We start from the raw sequence: 17927 nt of genomic DNA on the forward strand, positions 1-17927 counted from the left end.
CACATGCTAAAAGTTACCAAAGCGGTATTCCCCGTCGCAGGTCTGGGCACGCGGTTCCTACCGGCGACCAAGGCAAGCCCGAAGGAAATGCTGCCCGTCGTGGACAAGCCGCTGATTCAATACGCGGTTGAAGAAGCGATGGCCGCCGGCATCACCGAAATGATCTTCGTGACGGGCCGCAGCAAGCGGGCCATTGAAGATCACTTCGACAAATCCTACGAGATCGAAGCGGAACTCGAAGCGCGCGGCAAGGACAAGCTGCTCGAACTCGTGCGCAGCATCAAGCCGAGCCATGTGGACTGCTTCTACGTGCGTCAGGCCGAAGCGCTCGGCCTCGGCCACGCGGTGCTGTGCGCGGAGAAGCTCGTCGGCGACAACCCGTTCGCCGTGATCCTCGCGGACGACTTGCTGTACGGCAAGCCGCCCGTGATGTCGCAGATGATCGAGGTGTTCGACCACTATCACAGCTCGGTGATCGGCGTCGAAGAAATCCCGCCTGCGGATTCGAAGTCGTACGGCATCATCGACGGCAAGGAGTGGGAAGACAACATCTTCAAGCTGTCGGGCATCGTCGAAAAGCCGGAACCGGCGGTGGCGCCGTCGAACCTGGGCGTCGTTGGCCGTTACGTGCTGAAGCCGCGTATTTTCGATCACATCCGCGCGCTGAAGCCGGGCGCGGGCGGCGAACTGCAACTGACGGACGCGATTCAATCGCTGCTGTCGGACGAGCAAGTGCTCGCCTACAAGTATCACGGCACCCGTTTCGACTGCGGCAGCAAGCTGGGCTATCTGAAGGCCACGGTGGAATTCGCGCTGCGTCATCCGGAAGTGAAGGCGGAGTTCGAGGAATATCTGCGCAACCGCGCGCCGATTCTGGAAGGCTGAAGCCCCGCCTTTTCCATTGCCCCGCTCATGGAAAAAAGCCCGTCACTTGCGTGACGGGCTTTTTGCTTTCGGGCGCCTGCTTGTCCGTTTCAACGTCGGCGCATCAGAAAAATAAACGTCTTGTCCTGCGCCGTCGATTCGACGATCTCGTTGCCGGTCTGCTTGGCGAACGCCGCGAAATCGCGCTGCGATCCCGGGTCGGTTGCGAGCACCTTTAGAATCTGACCGCTCGTCATGTCGGCGAGCGCCTTTTTTGCCCGCAGAATCGGCAACGGACAGTTGAGCCCGCGCGCGTCGACTTCCTTGTGAACTTCCATCGCGATTGAACCTTTCTTTGCCTGTGGGGTGAGCGCCCGGTGAAGGTTCGATTCTAGCGCAGCGTTCACAACTCCACCGCGCGCCCCTTTTCGTAAGCCTCTCGCATCGCGATCCCGATGCGCGTCGCTTCCCTCGCGTCCTCCAGCGTGAGCCCGGTCGGCCTTCCGTCTCGGAGCAGCGCCACGAACGCCTGCGCCTCGCGCAAGAACGCATCTTCGAAGCGCTCGAAGAACGTCGGCGTGCACGCATTGCGCATGCCGTGCGCATCCGCGATCTCGACGCGATTCGCCCGCGGATTGCGCCCCACGGACAGCGCGCCCGCCGTGCCGATCACTTCCGTCTGCGTGTCGTGCCCGTGCGCCATCGTGCGCGATGCATACAGCACGGCCAGCCGTCCGTCGTCGAACTCGATCGTGCCCACGCCGTTGTCGATATCGCCGCACTCGCGCAAGCCTTCATGAATCGCGATGGTGCCGCTCGCATACACGCGTTTCGGCTTCGGATTGCCGAGCAGCCAGCGCGCGAGATCGATGTCGTGCACGCTGCAATCGAGAAAGAGCCCGCCCGATGTCGGCGCGAATCGCACGAAGAAGCCGTCCGGATCGTTCTTGTCGCAAGTCTGCGAGCGCACCATGAAGGGCCGGCCGATCGCGCCTTTCGCGATGCCGTCGAACGCATCGCGATAGCTCGCATCGAAGCGCCGCACGAAGCCGATCATCACCTGCAGATGCGGATGACGCGAATGTTCTTCGAGCACGGCGTCGCATTCGTCGAGATCGAGCGACAGCGGCTTCTCGCAGAACACGTGCTTGCCCGCGCGCAACGCGGCGATGATCTGCCGCGCGTGCAGCGATGTCGGCGTGACGAGCCACACGGCATCGATCGACGCATCGGCGAGCAACGTTTCGTAGTCCGCATGAAGCGACAGTTCGGGCAGGCACGATGAAGCCCATTCGCGTTCCTGCGCAACAGGGCTGCACGCCGCGACGAGCTTCGCGCCCGGCACGTGCCACGCGAGATTTTCCGCATGACGGCGCCCGAGCCGCCCCAAGCCGACGATACCGAAGCGCACCGCGTTCATGCGACGTTCTCCCCGAGCCTGACGATGCGCTTCTCGCGCCACGACAGCGTCGCGGCTTCGGCGAGTTCAAGCGCCTTCAAACCGTCCGCGACCGTCGTGCGCACTGGCTTGCCGTTCTCGACCGCATCGAAGAAATGCGCGATTTCCGCCGCGTACGCCGCGCGATAGCGTTCGAGGAAGAACGCTTCGGGAACGTCGTTCGATACGGCCGTCTTCGTATATGACGTGACTTCGGTAGGCCGCACGTTGCCCGCTTGCAGCATGCCCGCGCTGCCGAGCAATTCGAAGCGCTGATCGTAGCCGTACGCCGCGCGCCGCGCCGTATTGATCTGGCAAAGACGCCCGCGTTTCGTGCGGATTGTCACGGCGGTCGAATCGATGTCGCCCGCATCGGCGATGGCCGGATCGCTCAAGCAACTCCCCGTCGCGTGCAGCGTGTCGGCTTCGTCGTCGAGAATCCAGCGGAAGATATCGAAGTCGTGGATCAGCATGTCCTTGAAGATGCCGCCCGAATGTTTGATGTACTCGACAGGCGGCGCGCCCGGATCGCGGCTCGTGACGATCAGCATTTCCGGATCGCCGATCTCGCCCGCGTCGATGCGCGCCTTCAGCGCCGAGAACGTCGGGTCGAAGCGGCGCTGAAAGCCGATCATGCAGACGACGCCCGCATTCGCGACGGCATCGGCGCATGCACGCGCGCGCTCGATCGCGAGATCGACGGGCTTCTCGCAGAACACGTGCTTCTTCTGCGCCGCCGACGCGAGAATCAGGTCCGCATGCGTGTCCGTGCTCGAACACACGACGGTCGCGCCGACGGAGGCATCGCCCATCGCGCCATCGACATCGGCGACTTGCGCGCCGTGCAAGTCGGCCAATGCGGAGGCCGCGTCGCGGTTCACATCGACGACGTATTTCAAACGCACGCCCGGCTGCCGCGCGAGATTGGCCGCGTGAATCTTGCCGATGCGCCCTGCTCCAAACACCGCCACATCAATCGTCATAGCCACCTGTCTCCTTGGATTCCTCGACGTTCAACTCCAGCCGGTACGCGAGCGCGATGAACAACGCCTGGCACAGGCAAATGGTGCTCGTGAGCGAACGGAACGCGAACGCACTGCCTTCCTTCACGAACAGGCTCGCGCTCGCGTGTCGGGCGAGCGGCGAAAGCTGGCTATCGGTGATGACGAGGGTCTTCGCTCCGTGATGCTGCGCGGCGCGCACGCAGTATTGCGTCTCCTTGCCGTAGGGCGCGAAGCTGATCGCGACCACCACGTCCCCCTTCTTCACGCTGCGGACCTGCTCGCGGAACATGCCGCCGAAGCCCGAAATCAGATGCACGCGCTTCTTCGTGTGCTGCAATGCATAGACGATGTAGCTCGCCACCGCGAACGACCGGCGCACGCCGATCACGTAGATGTTCTCGGCCTGCGAGAGCATGTCGACGGCGGCTTCGAATTGCGCGTCGTCGAGGCCGGCTTCGAGTTCGTCGAGACCTGTACGGCTCGCCGCGATGAACTCGCGCGCCACCGACAGCCCCGACGCCTCGCCCGCCTTCTCGTCGATGAGCTTGCGAATGCGCTGCTGATAGCTCTGCTGCGAACCGCCCGCGCCCGTGTACGCCTGCCTGAAAACGGCCTGCAGATCCGAGAAGCCGGAGAAGCCGAAGCGCTGCGCGAAACGCACGACCGCCGACGCATGCACGCCGCACGCACTGGCGATATCGCTCGTGCGATCCATCATCACGCTGGGGCGATGCTGCTCGATATACGTCGCGACACTCTTCAACTGGCGCGGCAGCGAGTCGTACGCGTCGGTGATCCGCTGCATGAGTTCGTCGACGCTTTGTACGTCGGTGCTGGCGTCATCCATCACAGGCTCTTTCGATGTTCGTCTTGGAACCGATTATAGGAAGGCGGCAAGCAAATTGGAATGTATTTTCCATTTGCCGAACCAATAAAATATCTATTGCAGGCCACTGAAAACTGACCTACTCTTGGTCCTGAGCACGGCACATCGAAGGGCCGGCTCGTGAGACATCACACCAAACAACAACCGAGATAGGTGGAGACAATGACCATTTGCAACGGTCGGGCCGCGCTGCGCGCGCTGGTGGCTGCTGCTGCGTTGTGCAGCGCAACGTTGATGGCGGCGAGTCCGGCAGCGGCGGCGCCCGACGCGAAGTTCGTGCTCATCAGCCACGCGCCGGATTCGGATTCCTGGTGGAACACCATCAAAAACGCGATCAAGCAGGCCGACGAAGACTTCAACGTGCAGACGGACTACCGCAATCCGCCGAACGGCGATATCGCGGACATGTCGCGTCTGATCGAGCAGGCCGCCGCGCGCAACTACGACGGCGTCATCACCACCATCGCCGACTTCGACGTGTTGAAGAGCGCGATCAACAAGGTCACCGCGAAGAAGATTCCGCTCGTGACGATCAACTCCGGCACCGAGGAACAGAGCGCGCAACTGGGCGCGATCATGCACGTCGGCCAGCCGGAATATGTCGCGGGCAAGGCGGCGGGCGAAAAAGCGAAAGCCGCGGGCGTGAAGTCGTTCCTGTGCGTGAATCACATCGCGACCAACACCGTGTCGTTCGATCGATGCAAGGGCTTCGCCGATGCGCTCGGCATCGACTACAAGGCGTCGACGATCGATTCGGGACAAGACCCGACCGAGATTCAATCGAAGGTATCGGCGTATCTGCGCAATCATCCGGACACGGGCGCGATCCTCACGCTCGGACCGACGCCCGCATCCGCGACGCTCAAGGCCGTGACGCAAATGGGCCTGCAAAACAAGATCTATTTCGTGACCTTCGACTTCTCCGACGACATCGCGAAGGCGATCAAGGACGGCACGATCAAGTTCGCGATCGATCAGCAGCCGTATCTGCAGGGCTATATCCCGGTGGCGGTGCTCGCGATCGTGCACAAGGAGCACACCACCGATCCGGCGAAGATCCGTCAAATTCTCGAAGCGAATCCGAAGTTCAAGGCGCGCCTCGAAACCTACGGATTGCAGCCGTCGTATGGCCCGAAGAACATTCGTTCGGGACCGGGCTTCATCACCAAGGAAAATCTCGACAAGGTCGTGAAGTACGCCGGTCAATATCGTTGATCGCAAGCTGACCTTCTTTGGGCGGCATCCTTAGCGCCGCCCGCCTTCATCGCTGTCCACTGCTTCTGCCGCGCTCCGTTTCGGGACGCGGCGGGGGCACGCACATCGGTACTGCATCGTATCGAGCCTCAAGGAGCCATCATGGGCGTAGCCGGCAAGCACTACCCTCCTCACGTGAACGCTCAGCAGGACGACGCTGACGCACCTGACAAGGCAAGGCCCTCGGATGAGCGCGTGCGCCGGCAATCGTGGTTCGGTCATTTGCTGAATCGCCCGGAATTCGCGGCGATTTCGGGCACCGTGCTCGTGTTCCTCGTGTTCGGTTTCGGCGCGGGTTCGTCGGGCATGTTCAACCTCGACGGCGTGATGAACTGGTCGCAGGTCGCCGCCTATCTCGGCCTGCTCGCGGTCGGCGCGTGTCTCCTGATGATCGCGGGCGAGTTCGACTTGTCGATCGGTTCGATGATCGGCTTCGCCGGCATGATGGTCGCGTTGCCCTCGGTCTACTTTCACTGGCCGCTATCGCTGTCCATACTTTTTGCGTTCGTGATGTCGATGCTGCTCGGCGCGCTGAACGGCTATCTCGTGATGCGCACGCGCCTGCCGTCGTTCATCGTCACGCTCGCGTTCCTCTTCATCCTGCGCGGCCTGACGCTCGCGCTCTCGATCATGTTCGCAGACCGCACCATCATCTCCGGCGTGGGCGATCTCGCGCAGGCCGATCCGATCGCCAACACGCTCTTTCATGGCGTCGCGTTCCACGGCGTGTTCACGTGGCTCGCGCATATGGGCGCGGGCAAGCTGCTCGACAGCGGCGAGCCGCTCGTGCCGGGCATTCCGAAAGTCATCATCTGGTGGCTCGTGCTCGCGGCGATCGGCGCGTTCGTGCTCGCCAAGACGCGCTACGGCAACTGGATTCTCGCGGTCGGCGGCGATGCGAACGCCGCGAAGAACGTCGGCGTGCCGGTGAAGCGCGTGAAGATTTCGCTCTTCGTCCTGACCGCGTTCTGCTCGTGTCTCTTCGCCGTGCTGCAAGTGTGCGACATCGGTTCGGCGGCGGCTGACCGCGGCCTGCAAAAGGAATTCGAAGCGATCATCGCGGCGGTCATCGGCGGCACGTTGCTGACGGGCGGTTACGGCTCGGTGGTCGGCGCATGCTTCGGAGCACTGATCTTCGGCGTCGTGCAGATCGGCATCACTTATACGAACGTAAGCTCGGACTGGTTCCGCGTGTTCCTCGGCGTGATGCTGCTGATCGCCGTGCTCTTCAACCATTACGTGCGCCGCCGCGTCTCGCAGGCTCAATGAGGAGAGAACCGACATGAACGACGACAACATCCTCGCGCTCGAAAACGTCAGCAAGTTTTTCGGCAAGGTGATCGCGCTCAACGGCGTGACGTTGCGGCTCAAGCGCGGCGAAGTGCACTGCCTGCTCGGCGATAACGGCGCGGGCAAGTCCACGCTCATCAAGACGCTGGCCGGCGTGCACACGCCCTCTTCCGGCGACTATCTGGTCGATGGCAAGCCCGTCCATTTCGATTCGCCGAAGGAAGCGCTGGATCTCGGCATCGCGACCGTGTACCAGGATCTCGCGCTCGTGCCGCTCCTTTCCGTCGCGCGCAATTTCTTCATGGGACGCGAGCCGCAGAAGAAGCGCTTCGGTTTATTCAGCGTGATGGACCTCGATCTCGCCGCCGAAACGTCTCGCGCCAAGCTCGCGGAAATGGGCATCAACGTGCGCGATCCGCATCAGCCCATCGGCACGATGTCCGGCGGCGAGAAGCAATGTCTCGCGATCGCGCGTGCGATCCACTTCGGCGCACGCGTCTTGATCCTCGACGAACCGACCGCCGCGCTCGGCGTGAAGCAGAGCTTCAACGTGCTGAAGCTGATTCACAAGGCGCGCGAAAAAGGCATCTCGGTGATCTTCATCACGCATAACGTGCATCACGCGTATCCGATCGGCGATTCGTTCACGCTGCTCAATCGCGGCCGCTCGATGGGCACGTTCACGAAGGACACCATCAGCAAGAACGAAGTGCTCGACATGATGGCGGGCGGCGCGGAAATGCAGCAGATGATGACCGAACTCGAAGGCGCGACGATCTGAGGACATTCAAGCCATGCCAACACAACCTACCTCTCGCTTCGCGCCGGATCGCACACGCGATATCGTGTGCCTCGGACGCCTCGCCGTCGATCTCTACGCGCAGCAGGTCGGCGCGCGCCTCGAAGACGTATCGACGTTCGCGAAGTATCTCGGCGGCTCGTCGGCGAACATCGCGTTCGGCTGCGCGCGGCTCGGCCTCGAATCGTCGATGCTTGCACGCGTCGGCAACGATCACATGGGCCGCTTTCTCACCGAAACGCTCGAACGCGAAGGCTGCGACGTGAGCCATGTGCGCATCGATCGTGAACGGCTCACTGCGCTCGTCTTGCTCGGTCTCGAAGATCGCGACACGTTTCCGCTCGTGTTCTATCGCGAGAACTGCGCGGACATGGCTGTCGATGAAGCGGATTTCGATGAAGCGTATATCGCATCGTCGAAGGCGTTGATCATCACGGGCACGCACTTCTCGACGGAACAGGTGAACCGCGCGAGCCGCCGCGCGCTCGAATATGCGCGGCGCAATAACGTGCGCACGATTCTCGATATCGACTACCGGCCCGTGCTGTGGGGCCTCACGGGCAAGGCCGATGGCGAGACGCGCTTCATCGCCGACGAAAGCGTCACCGCGCATTTGCAGCGCATCCTGCCGTTGATGGATCTCGTGATCGGCACGGAAGAAGAGTTTCGCATCGCGGGCGGCAAGGATCGTCTGATCGATGCGCTCGCGATGGTGCGCAACGTCACCGGCGCGACGCTCGTCGTGAAGCGCGGTCCGCTCGGCTGCTCGATCATCGAGGACGCGGTGCCCGCTTCCATCGACGAAGCGCCGATACACGGCGGCGTCGAAGTGGAAGTGCTCAACGTGCTCGGCGCGGGCGATGCGTTCGCATCGGGCTTCCTCTCGGGCTGGCTGCGCGACGAACCGCTCGAAGCGTGCGCGCAAACGGCCAATGCATGCGGCGCGCTCGTCGTGTCGCGTCACGGCTGCGCGCCCGCGATGCCCACGCCCGCCGAGCTGGACTACTTTCTCGCCGCAGCCAAGGACGATCCGGTGCGCATGCGCCGCCCCGATCGCGATGCGACGCTCGCGCGGCTGCATCGCGTAAGCCCGAAACGCAGGCAATGGGATGAAGTGCTCGGCTTCGCGTTCGATCATCGCAATCAGTTCTTCGATCTCGCGCAGCAGACCGGCGCGAGCGAAACGCGCATCGCGACATTGAAGAACCTGTTCGTCGAAGCCGTCGCGCAGACGGAAAAGGAACTCGGCCTCGAAGGAAGAATCGGCGTGTTGATCGACGATCGCTACGGCCAGGACGCGCTGAACGCGGCGACCGGACGCGGCTGGTGGATCGGACGTCCGGTCGAATTGCCGGGCTCGATGCCGCTCGTGTTCGATCACGGCCGCTCGATCGGCACGACGCTCGTTCAATGGCCGCGCGAGCAGGTCGCGAAATGTCTCGTGCACTATCACCCCGATCATCCGCATGACGTGCGGCTCGAACAGGAAGCGCAGATTCGCGCGCTCTACGATGCCGTGCAGGAAAGCGGCAATGAACTGCTGCTCGAAGTGATCGCGCCAAAGAACGGCCCGCCGGTGGAGGATGACACCGTATATCGCGCATTGAAGCGTCTCTACAACCTCGGCATCTATCCGGAATGGTGGAAGCTCGAACCGATGAGCGCGAAGCAATGGCAGGCGATCGATGCGCTGATCGCCGAACGCGATCCGTATTGCCGTGGCGTGGTGCTGCTCGGGCTGTCGGCGGGCGTCGATCAGTTGCGCGATGGATTCAAGGCGGCCGCATCGTCGAAGACTTGCAAGGGCTTCACCGTCGGGCGCACGATCTTTCATGAACCGAGCCATGCGTGGCTCGCCAACGAGATCGACGACCGCGAACTGATCGCGCGCGTGCGCCGCACGTTCGAAGCGCTGATTGCTGCATGGCGCGATGCGCGTGCGGCACCGCGTGTGGAAGATCATCCGGTCAAACAGGAGCAAGCCGCATGAACCAGCGTGCAACGCAAACGGAAACGGCCGCGACTTCGAGCACGATCCGGCTGACCGCCGCGCAGGCCATCGTGCGCTATCTCGTGGCCCTTCGCAACGAGCATGGCGAAGCGCTTTTCGGCGGCGTGTTCGCGATCTTCGGCCACGGCAATGTCGCGGGCATCGGCGAAGCGCTGTATCGGCATCGCGATGAATTGCCGACGTATCGCGCGCACAACGAGCAGGCGATGGCGCATAGTGCGATCGCCTATGCAAAAGCGCACATGCGACGCCGCATGATGGCGGTGACGACGTCCATCGGTCCGGGCGCGACCAATCTCGTGACCGCCGCGGCGCTCGCGCATGTGAACCGCCTGCCGGTTCTTCTGGTGCCCGGCGATATCTTCGTCTCGCGCGCGCCCGATCCGGTGTTGCAGCAAGTCGAAGACGCTCATGACGGCGGCGTGTCCGCGAACGATGCGTTGAAAGCGGTGTCGCGATACTTCGATCGCATCGTGCATCCCGCGCAATTGCTGAGCGCCTTGCCGCGCGCGATTCGCGTGCTCACCGATGCGGCGCTCTGCGGTCCCGTCACGCTCGCGCTGCCGCAAGACGTGCAGGCGATGGCGTACGACTACCCTGCTTCGTTCTTCGCGCCGCCGGTCGTCGAGTTTCATGCGCCCGCGCCGATTCCGCGCGAGATCGAACGCGCCGCAGCGATGCTGCGTGAAGCACGTGAACCGATGATCGTATCGGGCGGCGGCGTGCTGTACGGACTCGCAACCGACGCCTTGCGCGCGTTCGCGCACAAGCACGGCGTTCCGGTTGCGGAAACGCAGGCGGGCAAAGGCGCGCTCGCGTGGGACGATGCGTTGAACGTCGGCGGCATCGGCGTGACGGGCGCATCGGCGGCGAACGAACTCGCTCATGCGAGCGATTGCGTGCTCGCTGTCGGCACGCGCTTGCAGGACTTCACGACCGGATCGAACACGCTCTTCACGCAGGCGCGGCTCGTCGCGATCAATGCGAATCCGTTCGATGCGTTGAAGCAGAACGCGCTCTCCGTGCAGGCCGATGCGCGCGCCGCGCTCGATGCGTTGTCGGATGCGCTCGGCGACTGGCGCGCGGCGCCGCAATGGACGACGCGCGCGCATCGGCTCGCGAACGAATGGCGCGAGACCGTCGCGCACGTGACGAGCGCGCCCGTCGCGGATGGCGTGTTGCCGCGCGAAGCCGATGTCATCGGCGCGGTGCAGCGTTCGGACGATGCATCGCCCCATCGGGACATCGTCGTGTGTGCGGCGGGCACGCTGCCGGCGGACTTGCAGAAGCTGTGGCGCACGGGTGCGCCGGGCGGCTATCACGTCGAGTACGGCTATTCGTGCATGGGCTACGAAATCGCGGGCGGTGTGGGCGTGAAGCTCGCGCGGCCGGATCGCGAGGTGATCGTGATCGTCGGCGACGGCAGCTATCTGATGATGAATAGCGAACTCGCCACGTCCGTGATGCTCGGAGCGAAGATCATCGTCGTGTTGCTCGACAATCGCGGGTTTGGCTGCATCAATCGATTGCAGCAGGCTTGCGGGGGGGCGCCGTTCAATAATCTTATCGATGATTGCAGGCAAGGCGCGCCCGGTGCACCCGAGATCGATTTCGCGATGCATGCGCGCTCGCTGGGCGCGTTGTCGGAGCATGTGTCGAGCATCGACGAATTGCAAGCCGCGATGAAGCGCGCGCGTGCGGCGGATCGAAGTTATCTGATTGCTATCGATACCGATCCGGCTCGGCCTACCGAGGAAGGGGGATGGTGGTGGGAGGTTGCCGTGCCCGAGGTTTCTGACCGCGAAGCGGTCGTGGTTGCTCGGGAAGGTTATGAGCGGGCGCTCAAAGCGCGGGGATTTTAGGGGATTTTCGTGGAATCCTTAGTGGTCTATTGGCACTGCCCCTGTGCGGGGCGGCAGTCGCTTTCTTTGCTGCTGCAATGAAGGCAGCTTTTATCGCGCGCGGCGCGGGGGCTTTTTGAAGCTTCGAGGGTTTTCGCCGGATCCCGTTTTCGTGTCGGTCTATTGGCGTTGCCCCTGTGCGGGGCGGCAGTCACTTTCTTTGCTGCTGCAAAGAAAGTAACCAAAGAAAGCAGCTATCCCCAGCCTAAGCACTTCATGCCGGCCGCGGCACAGGCGATTGGCTGAATGGAACGGCTATAGCGAGTGCCCTCACAAGCAGAACACGGCTTGGCTCGCGCACGGTCTGCCGCACCACATGTTTTAAGGCGCTGGTTCAGCACGAAATAGCTTCGGCACAGCGCTTCGCGCTGCCGTTGGGTATGCAAGGGAAACCACCTGTATGCAACGGTTATGCGGCAAGACGGCAATGTGAGCAAGAACGCGCGCGCAAACCCGATTGACCCGTCGGCCGCGTAGCGGGCCGGAGCTATTTGGTGCGGAACCAGATTGTTATGTGGTGCGATGAGTCAGACCGTGCGCGAGCCAAGCCCGGTGATTGTTGTGAGGGCACTCTTTAGGCGAGTGCCATATTGGAGGAGAAAATTGGCCAACGTGCGTGTGACCGCGGGCCTGAAAAGCTGCTTTCTTTGGTTACTTTCTTTGCAGCAGCAAAGAAAGTGACTGCCGCCCCGCACAGGGGCAACGCCAATAGACCACTAAGAACACGGGATCCGGCGAAAAAACCCGATGTACCTTTCTTCAGCAGCAGCAAAAAATAACCGCCGCCCCGCACGAGGGGCAACGCTAATAGACCGACACGAATACGGGATCCAGCGATACAACATCGCCCCCGCGCACAATAAACGAAGAGGAAACCACAATGGCATTAAACGTCCGCATCGGCATCAATCCATTGTCGTGGATGAACGACGACTTGCCTTCTCTCGGCGGGGAGACCCCTCTGTCTACCGCACTGACGGAAGGAAAACAAATCGGCTATGAAGGTTTCGAGCTAGGCAACAAGTTCCCCCGCGAGCCGCAGGCACTAAAAGCGCTGCTTGCACAATACGATCTCCAGCTCGTCTCCGGCTGGTACTCGGGAAAACTCGCGCAACGCAGCGCAGAAGAGGAAATAGAAGCCGTCGGCCCACATCTCGACCTCCTGGCGAGAAACAACGCAACCGTCATGGTCTACGGTGAAGTCGCCCATTCGATTCAGGGCGCACCGCGCCCGCTCTATCAACGTCCGCGCTTTTTCTCGGACGCGCAGTGGAACGAATACGCCGAGCGCCTGAACCGCTTCGCCGAATTCACGCTCACGCGCGGCGTGCGCGTCGCCTATCATCATCATATGGGCGCGTATGTCGAAACGCCCGCGGATGTGGATCGCCTGATGGCGCTGACCCACGATGCAGTCGGTCTGCTGTTCGACGCGGGCCACATCACGTTCGCGGGCGGCGATGCCCTGACCGTGCTGCAAAAGCACATCGCCCGCGTGTGTCACGTGCATTGCAAGGACGTGCGGCCGGACATCGTGAAGCTCGCGCGCAATCGCAACTGGAGTTTTCTCGATGCGGTCATCAACGGTGCGTTCTCCGTACCGGGCGACGGCTGCGTGGATTATCCGGGCATCATCGCGTGTCTCGCGCAGCACGATTACGACGGCTGGCTCGTCGTGGAAGCGGAACAGGATCCGGTGATCGCGCCGAGCTACGCGTATGCCGAAAAGGGCTATCGCACGCTGCGCGCGCTCGTCGACGCAACATTCAAGGAGGCGGCATGAGCCTGCTGGTGAAAGCATCGCGCGAGGCACAAACCATCGCGCGCGTCACGCCCGATTCCGCGGGCTGGAAGCACGTCGGCTTCGCGGCGTATCGCCTGAACGCGGGCGATGTCGTGCACGTCTACGATGCCGATCGCGAAAGCTGCATCGTCGTATTGACGGGCACCGTGAGCGTCGAGGCGGGCGACGAGCATTATCAGTCGATCGGCTCGCGCGACAGCGTGTTCGAAGATGCCGCGCCCTATGCGGTCTACGTGCCGCCGAAGCTCGCGGCGATCGTGCGCGCGGAACGCGACGCGGAAATCGGCGTCGCGAGCGCGCCCGCGAAGGGCGAGTTTCCGCCGCGGCTGATCGAGCCGTCGCAGATGAAGCGCTCGACGCGCGGCAAGAACGCGAATACGCGCTACGTGTGCGACATTCTTCCGCAAACGGAAAACGCCGAGTCCTTGCTCGTGGTCGAAGTGCGCACGCCCGGCGGACATGCATCGAGCTATCCGCCGCACAAGCACGATCAGGACAACGTGCCCGTCGAGAGTTCGCTCGAGGAGACGTACTACCATCGGCTGAATCCGCCGCAAGGGTTTGCGTTTCAGCGCGTCTATACCGACGAGCGCGACCTCGACGAAACGATGGCCGTCGAAGATCACGATGTCGTGATGGTGCCGCGCGGATATCATCCGGTGGTCGTGCCGTATGGCTACGACAATTACTATCTCAACGTGATGGCGGGCGACAAGCGCACGTGGCACTTCAAGAACGATCCGAAGCACGAATGGATCGTGGAGCGAGACAGCAAGGCATCGGCCTAGCCGATGGAAAGCCATTCGCGCATGACTTCCTCGTCCCGAGCGAGCGACGCGATCGCGCCATCGAACTGAATCGCTCCATGGCCCATCACTGCGACGCGCGCATCGAGCATGCGCGCGATCGTCAAACGCTCTTCGATCAGCAGCATCGCGACGCCGCGTTCGCGCAGCGCCGCGAGACACGCGGCCACTTGCGCGAGCACTTGCGGCGCTAGCCCTTCGCCGGGTTCGTCGATGACGACGAGCGAAGGATCGCCCGTCAGCGTGCGCGCCAACGCGAGCATCTGCTGCTCGCCGCCCGATAGCGCGCCCGCCTTCACCGACGCGCGCTCTTCCAGCACGGGAAACAATCGATAAGCATCCCTTATCGAAAAGCGTGTGCCTTTCCTTTCGCCGAGCAGGAGATTTTCACGTACGGTGAGCGCGGGAAACACGTCGCGTGTTTCGGGCACGTAACCGATACCGAGCCGCGCGATGCGGTGCGGCCTTGTTCCGACGAGCTGAACATCGCGATAACGCATGTCACCCGCGCATCGCACGAGTCCCATGATGGCCTTCGCGAGTGTCGAACGTCCCGAGCCGTTGCGTCCGGCGAGCGCCACGACTTCCCCTTCGCCGATGCACAGGTTCACGCCGTGCAGAACCTGCGCCGCGCCGTACCACGCGCGCAAACCGTCGATGCGCAGTGCCGCGCTCATGACGCGAATGCCCCGAGATAGGCTTCCCGCACATCGCGATTCGCACGTATCGCGGCGGGCGTGCCGGTCGCGATCACGCGCCCCTGCACGAGCACCGAGATGCGATCCGCGAGACTGAACACCGCGTCCATGTCATGCTCGATCACGAGCAGCGTGCGCCTTTCCGTCGTCGCGCGAATCAACGCGAGCGCGCGTGTCGCCTCCGCGCGATTCATGCCGGCGGTGGGCTCGTCGAGCAGGATGAGCGGCGCGTCGGTCGCGAGTGCAATGCCCAGATCGAGCGCGCGCTGCTCGGCGTAAGTCAGACGCGCGGCAAGTTCATCGGCGCGTTCCGTGAGTCCGATGGCGTCGAGCATCGCGTGTGCGCGTTCATCGATTCTTCGCGAAGGCAGCCATCGATCGAAAAACCGCGATGACGACGCGCCGAGCGCCGCGCAACGCAGATTGTCGAGCACCGACAAACCGCCGAACACGCTCGTCGTCTGGAAGCTGCGCGCAAGCAAACGGGAGACGCGCTGCGGCGGCTTGCCCGTGATGTCGATTCCCTGCGCGACGATGCGCCCGTCATCGGGCCGCGCGCGCCCCGAGATCAGATCGAAGAGCGTGGACTTGCCCGCACCGTTCGGTCCGATGAGCGCGTGCCGTTCGCCCTCCGCAACGTGCAGATCGACGCCGCGCAACACACGCGTCGCGCCGAAACGCCTGGTCAGGCCGTGCAGTTCGAGCGCGGCGCTCATCGCGCGGACCTCGTGCGTCGCGCGAGCCATAGACCGAGCAAGGCGCACGGCAATGCGATCAGCCACGCGCGCATATCGATTCTTCCCGCATAGAGCGCCTCGACCGGCACGACGACCGCGACACCCCAGACCATCGCGCTGAACGCGGCAAGGCCCAGCGTTCGCGCATCGCGCCGGATCAGACCCGCGACGCCCTCCGGCGCGGCGATCACGACCCACACGAAGAAGAGCCCGAGGTACATCGGCCACGCGGCGCTCACGCTCGCCACCGCGACGCTTAGGAACGTCAGCAGCACCGCGCCGATCACCGGCCCGAAGAATGCGCCCGCCCCGCCGATCACGGTCGCGACGAGCACGCTCGTCGAGCGCGCGAGGCCCACGCCTTCCGACGACACCAGCTCGACATTGATCAACGTCAGCACGCCCGCGATGCCCGCAAAAAACGCCGACACGACGAGCATCGTGAAACGCACGCGCGCCGGCGCGAAGCCGATCGCGGCCGCGCGCGCGGGATTGTCGCGCACGGCGTTCGCGAGGCGGCACATCGGCGTGCGCGAGAAGGCGAACATCGCGAGCGCCGCGACGACGCACCAGCACGCGATCAGCGCATACGCCTCGCGCAACGGTCCGAAGGTCCACGCGAAGAACGCCGGTCCGCTCGCGCGATCGATCGTCACGCCGCCCTCGCCGCCGAACCATCCCGGCACGAGCCACACGCACGCGGCGACGAGTTCGCCGATGCCGAGCGTGATCATCGCGAACGCCGTGCTCGCGCGTTGCGTCGAGATCGCGCCGAACACGATGGCGACGAGCATCGCCGCGAATCCGCCGACGATCGGCAAGAGCGGCAGCGACACGCCGTAGCGATTGAACACGTGCGCGGCGGCGAATGCGCCGAGCCCCGAATACACGGCGTGGCCGAACGAGAGCAAACCTGTCTCGCCGAGCAACAGGTTGTACGAGAGCGCGAAAACGATCAGCGTCGCGGTCTGCGCGAAATACGCGAGCAGCCAGGATTGACCGAAGAAGAGCGGCAGCGCGAGCGCCACGGCGAGCGCGAGAAATCTAGGCATCGTGCGTGCGCTCGCCGAAGAGTCCGCGCGGCCGCGCGGCCAGCATCGCGACGAGCATGAGGTAAGGCAGCACGGGCGAGAGCTGCGCGACCGTCAACGCGCTCCACGCGGGCGGCAGCGTGACGCCGAGCGACGCGGCGATGCCGCCCGCCGACACGCTCGCGCCGACCGCGAAAGTCTGCACGCAGCCGATCAGCAGCGAGGCGACGAGCGCGCCGCCCAGCGACCCGAGCCCGCCGATCACGACGACGACGAACACGATGGGGCCCATCGCGTCGGCCATCGCCGGTTCGATGACGGCGAGCGGCGCAGCGATCACGCCGCCGAGCGCGGCGAGCGCGGTGCCGACGGCGAAGACCATCGTGAACACGCGCGGCACGTCGTGGCCGAGCGTTTCGACGGTGGCGGGATGCGTGAGCGCCGCGCGCACGACGAGGCCCGTCTTCGATACGCGCAAGCTCAGCCAGAGCGCGCCGAGCATCAGGACGGCGACCGTCATCATGAACACGCGATAGCGCGCGAACGACGCGCCGTACAGTGTGAAGAGCGGACCGTCGAGCACAGGCGGAATCGATGCGGGTAACGGTCCGAGCCCCCACACGAGCTTCACGCCCTCGCCGATCACGATGGCCGCGCCGAACGTGAGCAGCATTTCCGCCAGCGCGCCGCGCGCATGCACGCGTCTGAGCAACAGCCGTTCGAACAACGCGCCCGCGATGCCGACGGCCAACGGCGAAAGAATCAGCGCGAACCAGAATCCGCCATACGCGGCGAGCGCCTGCCCGACATACGCGCCGAGCATATAGAAGCTCGCTTGCGCGAAGTTGAGCACGCCGAGCATCGAAAAAATCAGCGTCAGCCCCGCCGACAGCATGAACAGCAGCAACCCGACGCTCACGCCGTTGAGCAGACTCACGCAGAGCCACTGAAGCAAGACGCGCCCTCAGCCGGTGATGAGCGGCTTCAGCGCATCGACGAGCGGCGCGGGCAGCGGCACCGGCCTGCGCGTCACGCGATCCACATAGACGTGCACGAAATGTCCCTGCGCGGCGGCGCTGTCCGAACCTTCCGCGAAGATCGCCACTTCGTAGCGCACGCTCGTGTTGCCGAGCTTCTCGACGCGCAAGGCCGCCTCGACGGCTTCAGGAAACACGATCGGCGCGAAGAAGTTGCAGCGCGTCTCGACGACGAGGCCGATGGTCTCGCCCTCGCTGAAATCGAGCACGCCCGCGCGCAGCAGATATTCGTTCACGACCGTGTCGAAGTAGCTGTAATAGACGACGTTGTTGATATGCCCGTACACGTCGTTGTCCGACCAGCGCGTGCTGATCGCGAGAAAGTGCGCGTAGTCCGCGCGCGTGGTCGGAACCGGCTTGCTCATCG

At 63.6% G+C, this 17927-nt stretch carries 17 protein-coding genes; 8 read left to right on the forward strand and 9 right to left on the reverse strand.

The window, feature by feature from the left end:
* Positions 1 to 3: 3 nt before the first annotated feature.
* Entirely contained in the window at positions 4 to 885 is an 882-nt protein-coding gene (gene galU / locus NOV72_RS20710; protein ID WP_106856454.1) for a UTP--glucose-1-phosphate uridylyltransferase GalU, read from the forward strand.
* Between the two features lie 89 nt (positions 886 to 974).
* Here the strand turns inward: galU and NOV72_RS20715 are convergent, their stop codons facing one another.
* From NOV72_RS20715 to NOV72_RS20730, 4 genes are all read right to left on the reverse strand, one after another.
* Positions 975 to 1202 carry a sulfurtransferase TusA family protein gene (locus tag NOV72_RS20715; RefSeq protein WP_008341954.1) on the reverse strand — a complete coding sequence of 76 codons (228 nt, stop codon included), beginning with the start codon at positions 1200 to 1202 and terminating at the stop codon, positions 975 to 977.
* Between the two features lie 65 nt (positions 1203 to 1267).
* Entirely contained in the window at positions 1268 to 2284 is a 1017-nt protein-coding gene (locus NOV72_RS20720) for a Gfo/Idh/MocA family protein (protein WP_106856455.1), read from the reverse strand.
* Positions 2281 to 3285 (reverse strand): inositol 2-dehydrogenase, encoded by a 1005-nt coding sequence (gene iolG, locus NOV72_RS20725; protein ID WP_106856456.1) that lies wholly within the window; start codon positions 3283 to 3285, stop codon positions 2281 to 2283. Before iolG ends, NOV72_RS20720 begins: the two co-directional genes overlap by 4 nt.
* Positions 3275 to 4153, reverse strand: a complete 879-nt coding sequence (locus NOV72_RS20730; protein ID WP_106856457.1) for a MurR/RpiR family transcriptional regulator — start codon at positions 4151 to 4153, stop codon at positions 3275 to 3277. The genes iolG and NOV72_RS20730 overlap by 11 nt, the downstream gene beginning before the upstream one ends.
* A gap of 201 nt (positions 4154 to 4354) precedes the next feature.
* Between NOV72_RS20730 and NOV72_RS20735 the strand changes: the two genes are divergently transcribed.
* The 7 genes from NOV72_RS20735 to iolB all read left to right on the forward strand — a co-directional run bounded on the left by NOV72_RS20735 (position 4355) and on the right by iolB (position 14039).
* Entirely contained in the window at positions 4355 to 5407 is a 1053-nt protein-coding gene (locus NOV72_RS20735; RefSeq protein WP_106856458.1) for a sugar ABC transporter substrate-binding protein, read from the forward strand.
* Positions 5408 to 5548: 141 nt separating this feature from the next.
* On the forward strand, positions 5549 to 6715 hold the full coding sequence (locus NOV72_RS20740) for an ABC transporter permease (RefSeq protein WP_106856459.1): 1167 nt from the start codon (positions 5549 to 5551) through the stop codon (positions 6713 to 6715).
* A gap of 13 nt (positions 6716 to 6728) precedes the next feature.
* Positions 6729 to 7517, forward strand: coding sequence for an ATP-binding cassette domain-containing protein (locus NOV72_RS20745; protein WP_106856460.1), 789 nt, complete (start codon positions 6729 to 6731; stop codon positions 7515 to 7517).
* A 13-nt stretch (positions 7518 to 7530) separates the two neighbouring features.
* Positions 7531 to 9525, forward strand: a complete 1995-nt coding sequence (locus NOV72_RS20750) for a bifunctional 5-dehydro-2-deoxygluconokinase/5-dehydro-2-deoxyphosphogluconate aldolase (protein WP_106856461.1) — start codon at positions 7531 to 7533, stop codon at positions 9523 to 9525.
* Positions 9522 to 11408 (forward strand): 3D-(3,5/4)-trihydroxycyclohexane-1,2-dione acylhydrolase (decyclizing), encoded by a 1887-nt coding sequence (gene iolD, locus NOV72_RS20755; protein WP_106856462.1) that lies wholly within the window; start codon positions 9522 to 9524, stop codon positions 11406 to 11408. The genes NOV72_RS20750 and iolD overlap by 4 nt, the downstream gene beginning before the upstream one ends.
* A 919-nt stretch (positions 11409 to 12327) precedes the next feature.
* Positions 12328 to 13230 (forward strand): myo-inosose-2 dehydratase, encoded by a 903-nt coding sequence (gene iolE / locus NOV72_RS20765; protein ID WP_106856464.1) that lies wholly within the window; start codon positions 12328 to 12330, stop codon positions 13228 to 13230.
* Positions 13227 to 14039, forward strand: a complete 813-nt coding sequence (gene iolB / locus NOV72_RS20770) for a 5-deoxy-glucuronate isomerase (protein WP_106856465.1) — start codon at positions 13227 to 13229, stop codon at positions 14037 to 14039. The genes iolE and iolB overlap by 4 nt, the downstream gene beginning before the upstream one ends.
* Here the strand turns inward: iolB and NOV72_RS20775 are convergent.
* The 5 genes from NOV72_RS20775 to NOV72_RS20795 all read right to left on the reverse strand — a co-directional run bounded on the left by NOV72_RS20775 (position 14036) and on the right by NOV72_RS20795 (position 17925).
* Positions 14036 to 14734, reverse strand: coding sequence for an ABC transporter ATP-binding protein (locus NOV72_RS20775; RefSeq protein ID WP_106856466.1), 699 nt, complete (start codon positions 14732 to 14734; stop codon positions 14036 to 14038). The genes iolB and NOV72_RS20775 overlap by 4 nt on opposite strands.
* Positions 14731 to 15471 carry an ABC transporter ATP-binding protein gene (locus tag NOV72_RS20780; RefSeq protein ID WP_106856503.1) on the reverse strand — a complete coding sequence of 247 codons (741 nt, stop codon included), beginning with the start codon at positions 15469 to 15471 and terminating at the stop codon, positions 14731 to 14733. The genes NOV72_RS20775 and NOV72_RS20780 overlap by 4 nt, the downstream gene beginning before the upstream one ends.
* On the reverse strand, positions 15468 to 16544 hold the full coding sequence (locus NOV72_RS20785) for a branched-chain amino acid ABC transporter permease (RefSeq protein WP_106856467.1): 1077 nt from the start codon (positions 16542 to 16544) through the stop codon (positions 15468 to 15470). The genes NOV72_RS20780 and NOV72_RS20785 overlap by 4 nt, the downstream gene beginning before the upstream one ends.
* Positions 16537 to 17418, reverse strand: coding sequence for a branched-chain amino acid ABC transporter permease (locus NOV72_RS20790; protein WP_245933110.1), 882 nt, complete (start codon positions 17416 to 17418; stop codon positions 16537 to 16539). Before NOV72_RS20790 ends, NOV72_RS20785 begins: the two co-directional genes overlap by 8 nt.
* Before the next feature lie 69 nt (positions 17419 to 17487).
* Positions 17488 to 17925, reverse strand: a complete 438-nt coding sequence (locus tag NOV72_RS20795) for an acyl-CoA thioesterase (protein WP_106856469.1) — start codon at positions 17923 to 17925, stop codon at positions 17488 to 17490.
* Positions 17926 to 17927: the final 2 nt, after the last annotated feature.

The organism is Caballeronia novacaledonica, from assembly GCF_900258035.1.
Lineage (GTDB): Bacteria > Pseudomonadota > Gammaproteobacteria > Burkholderiales > Burkholderiaceae > Caballeronia > Caballeronia novacaledonica.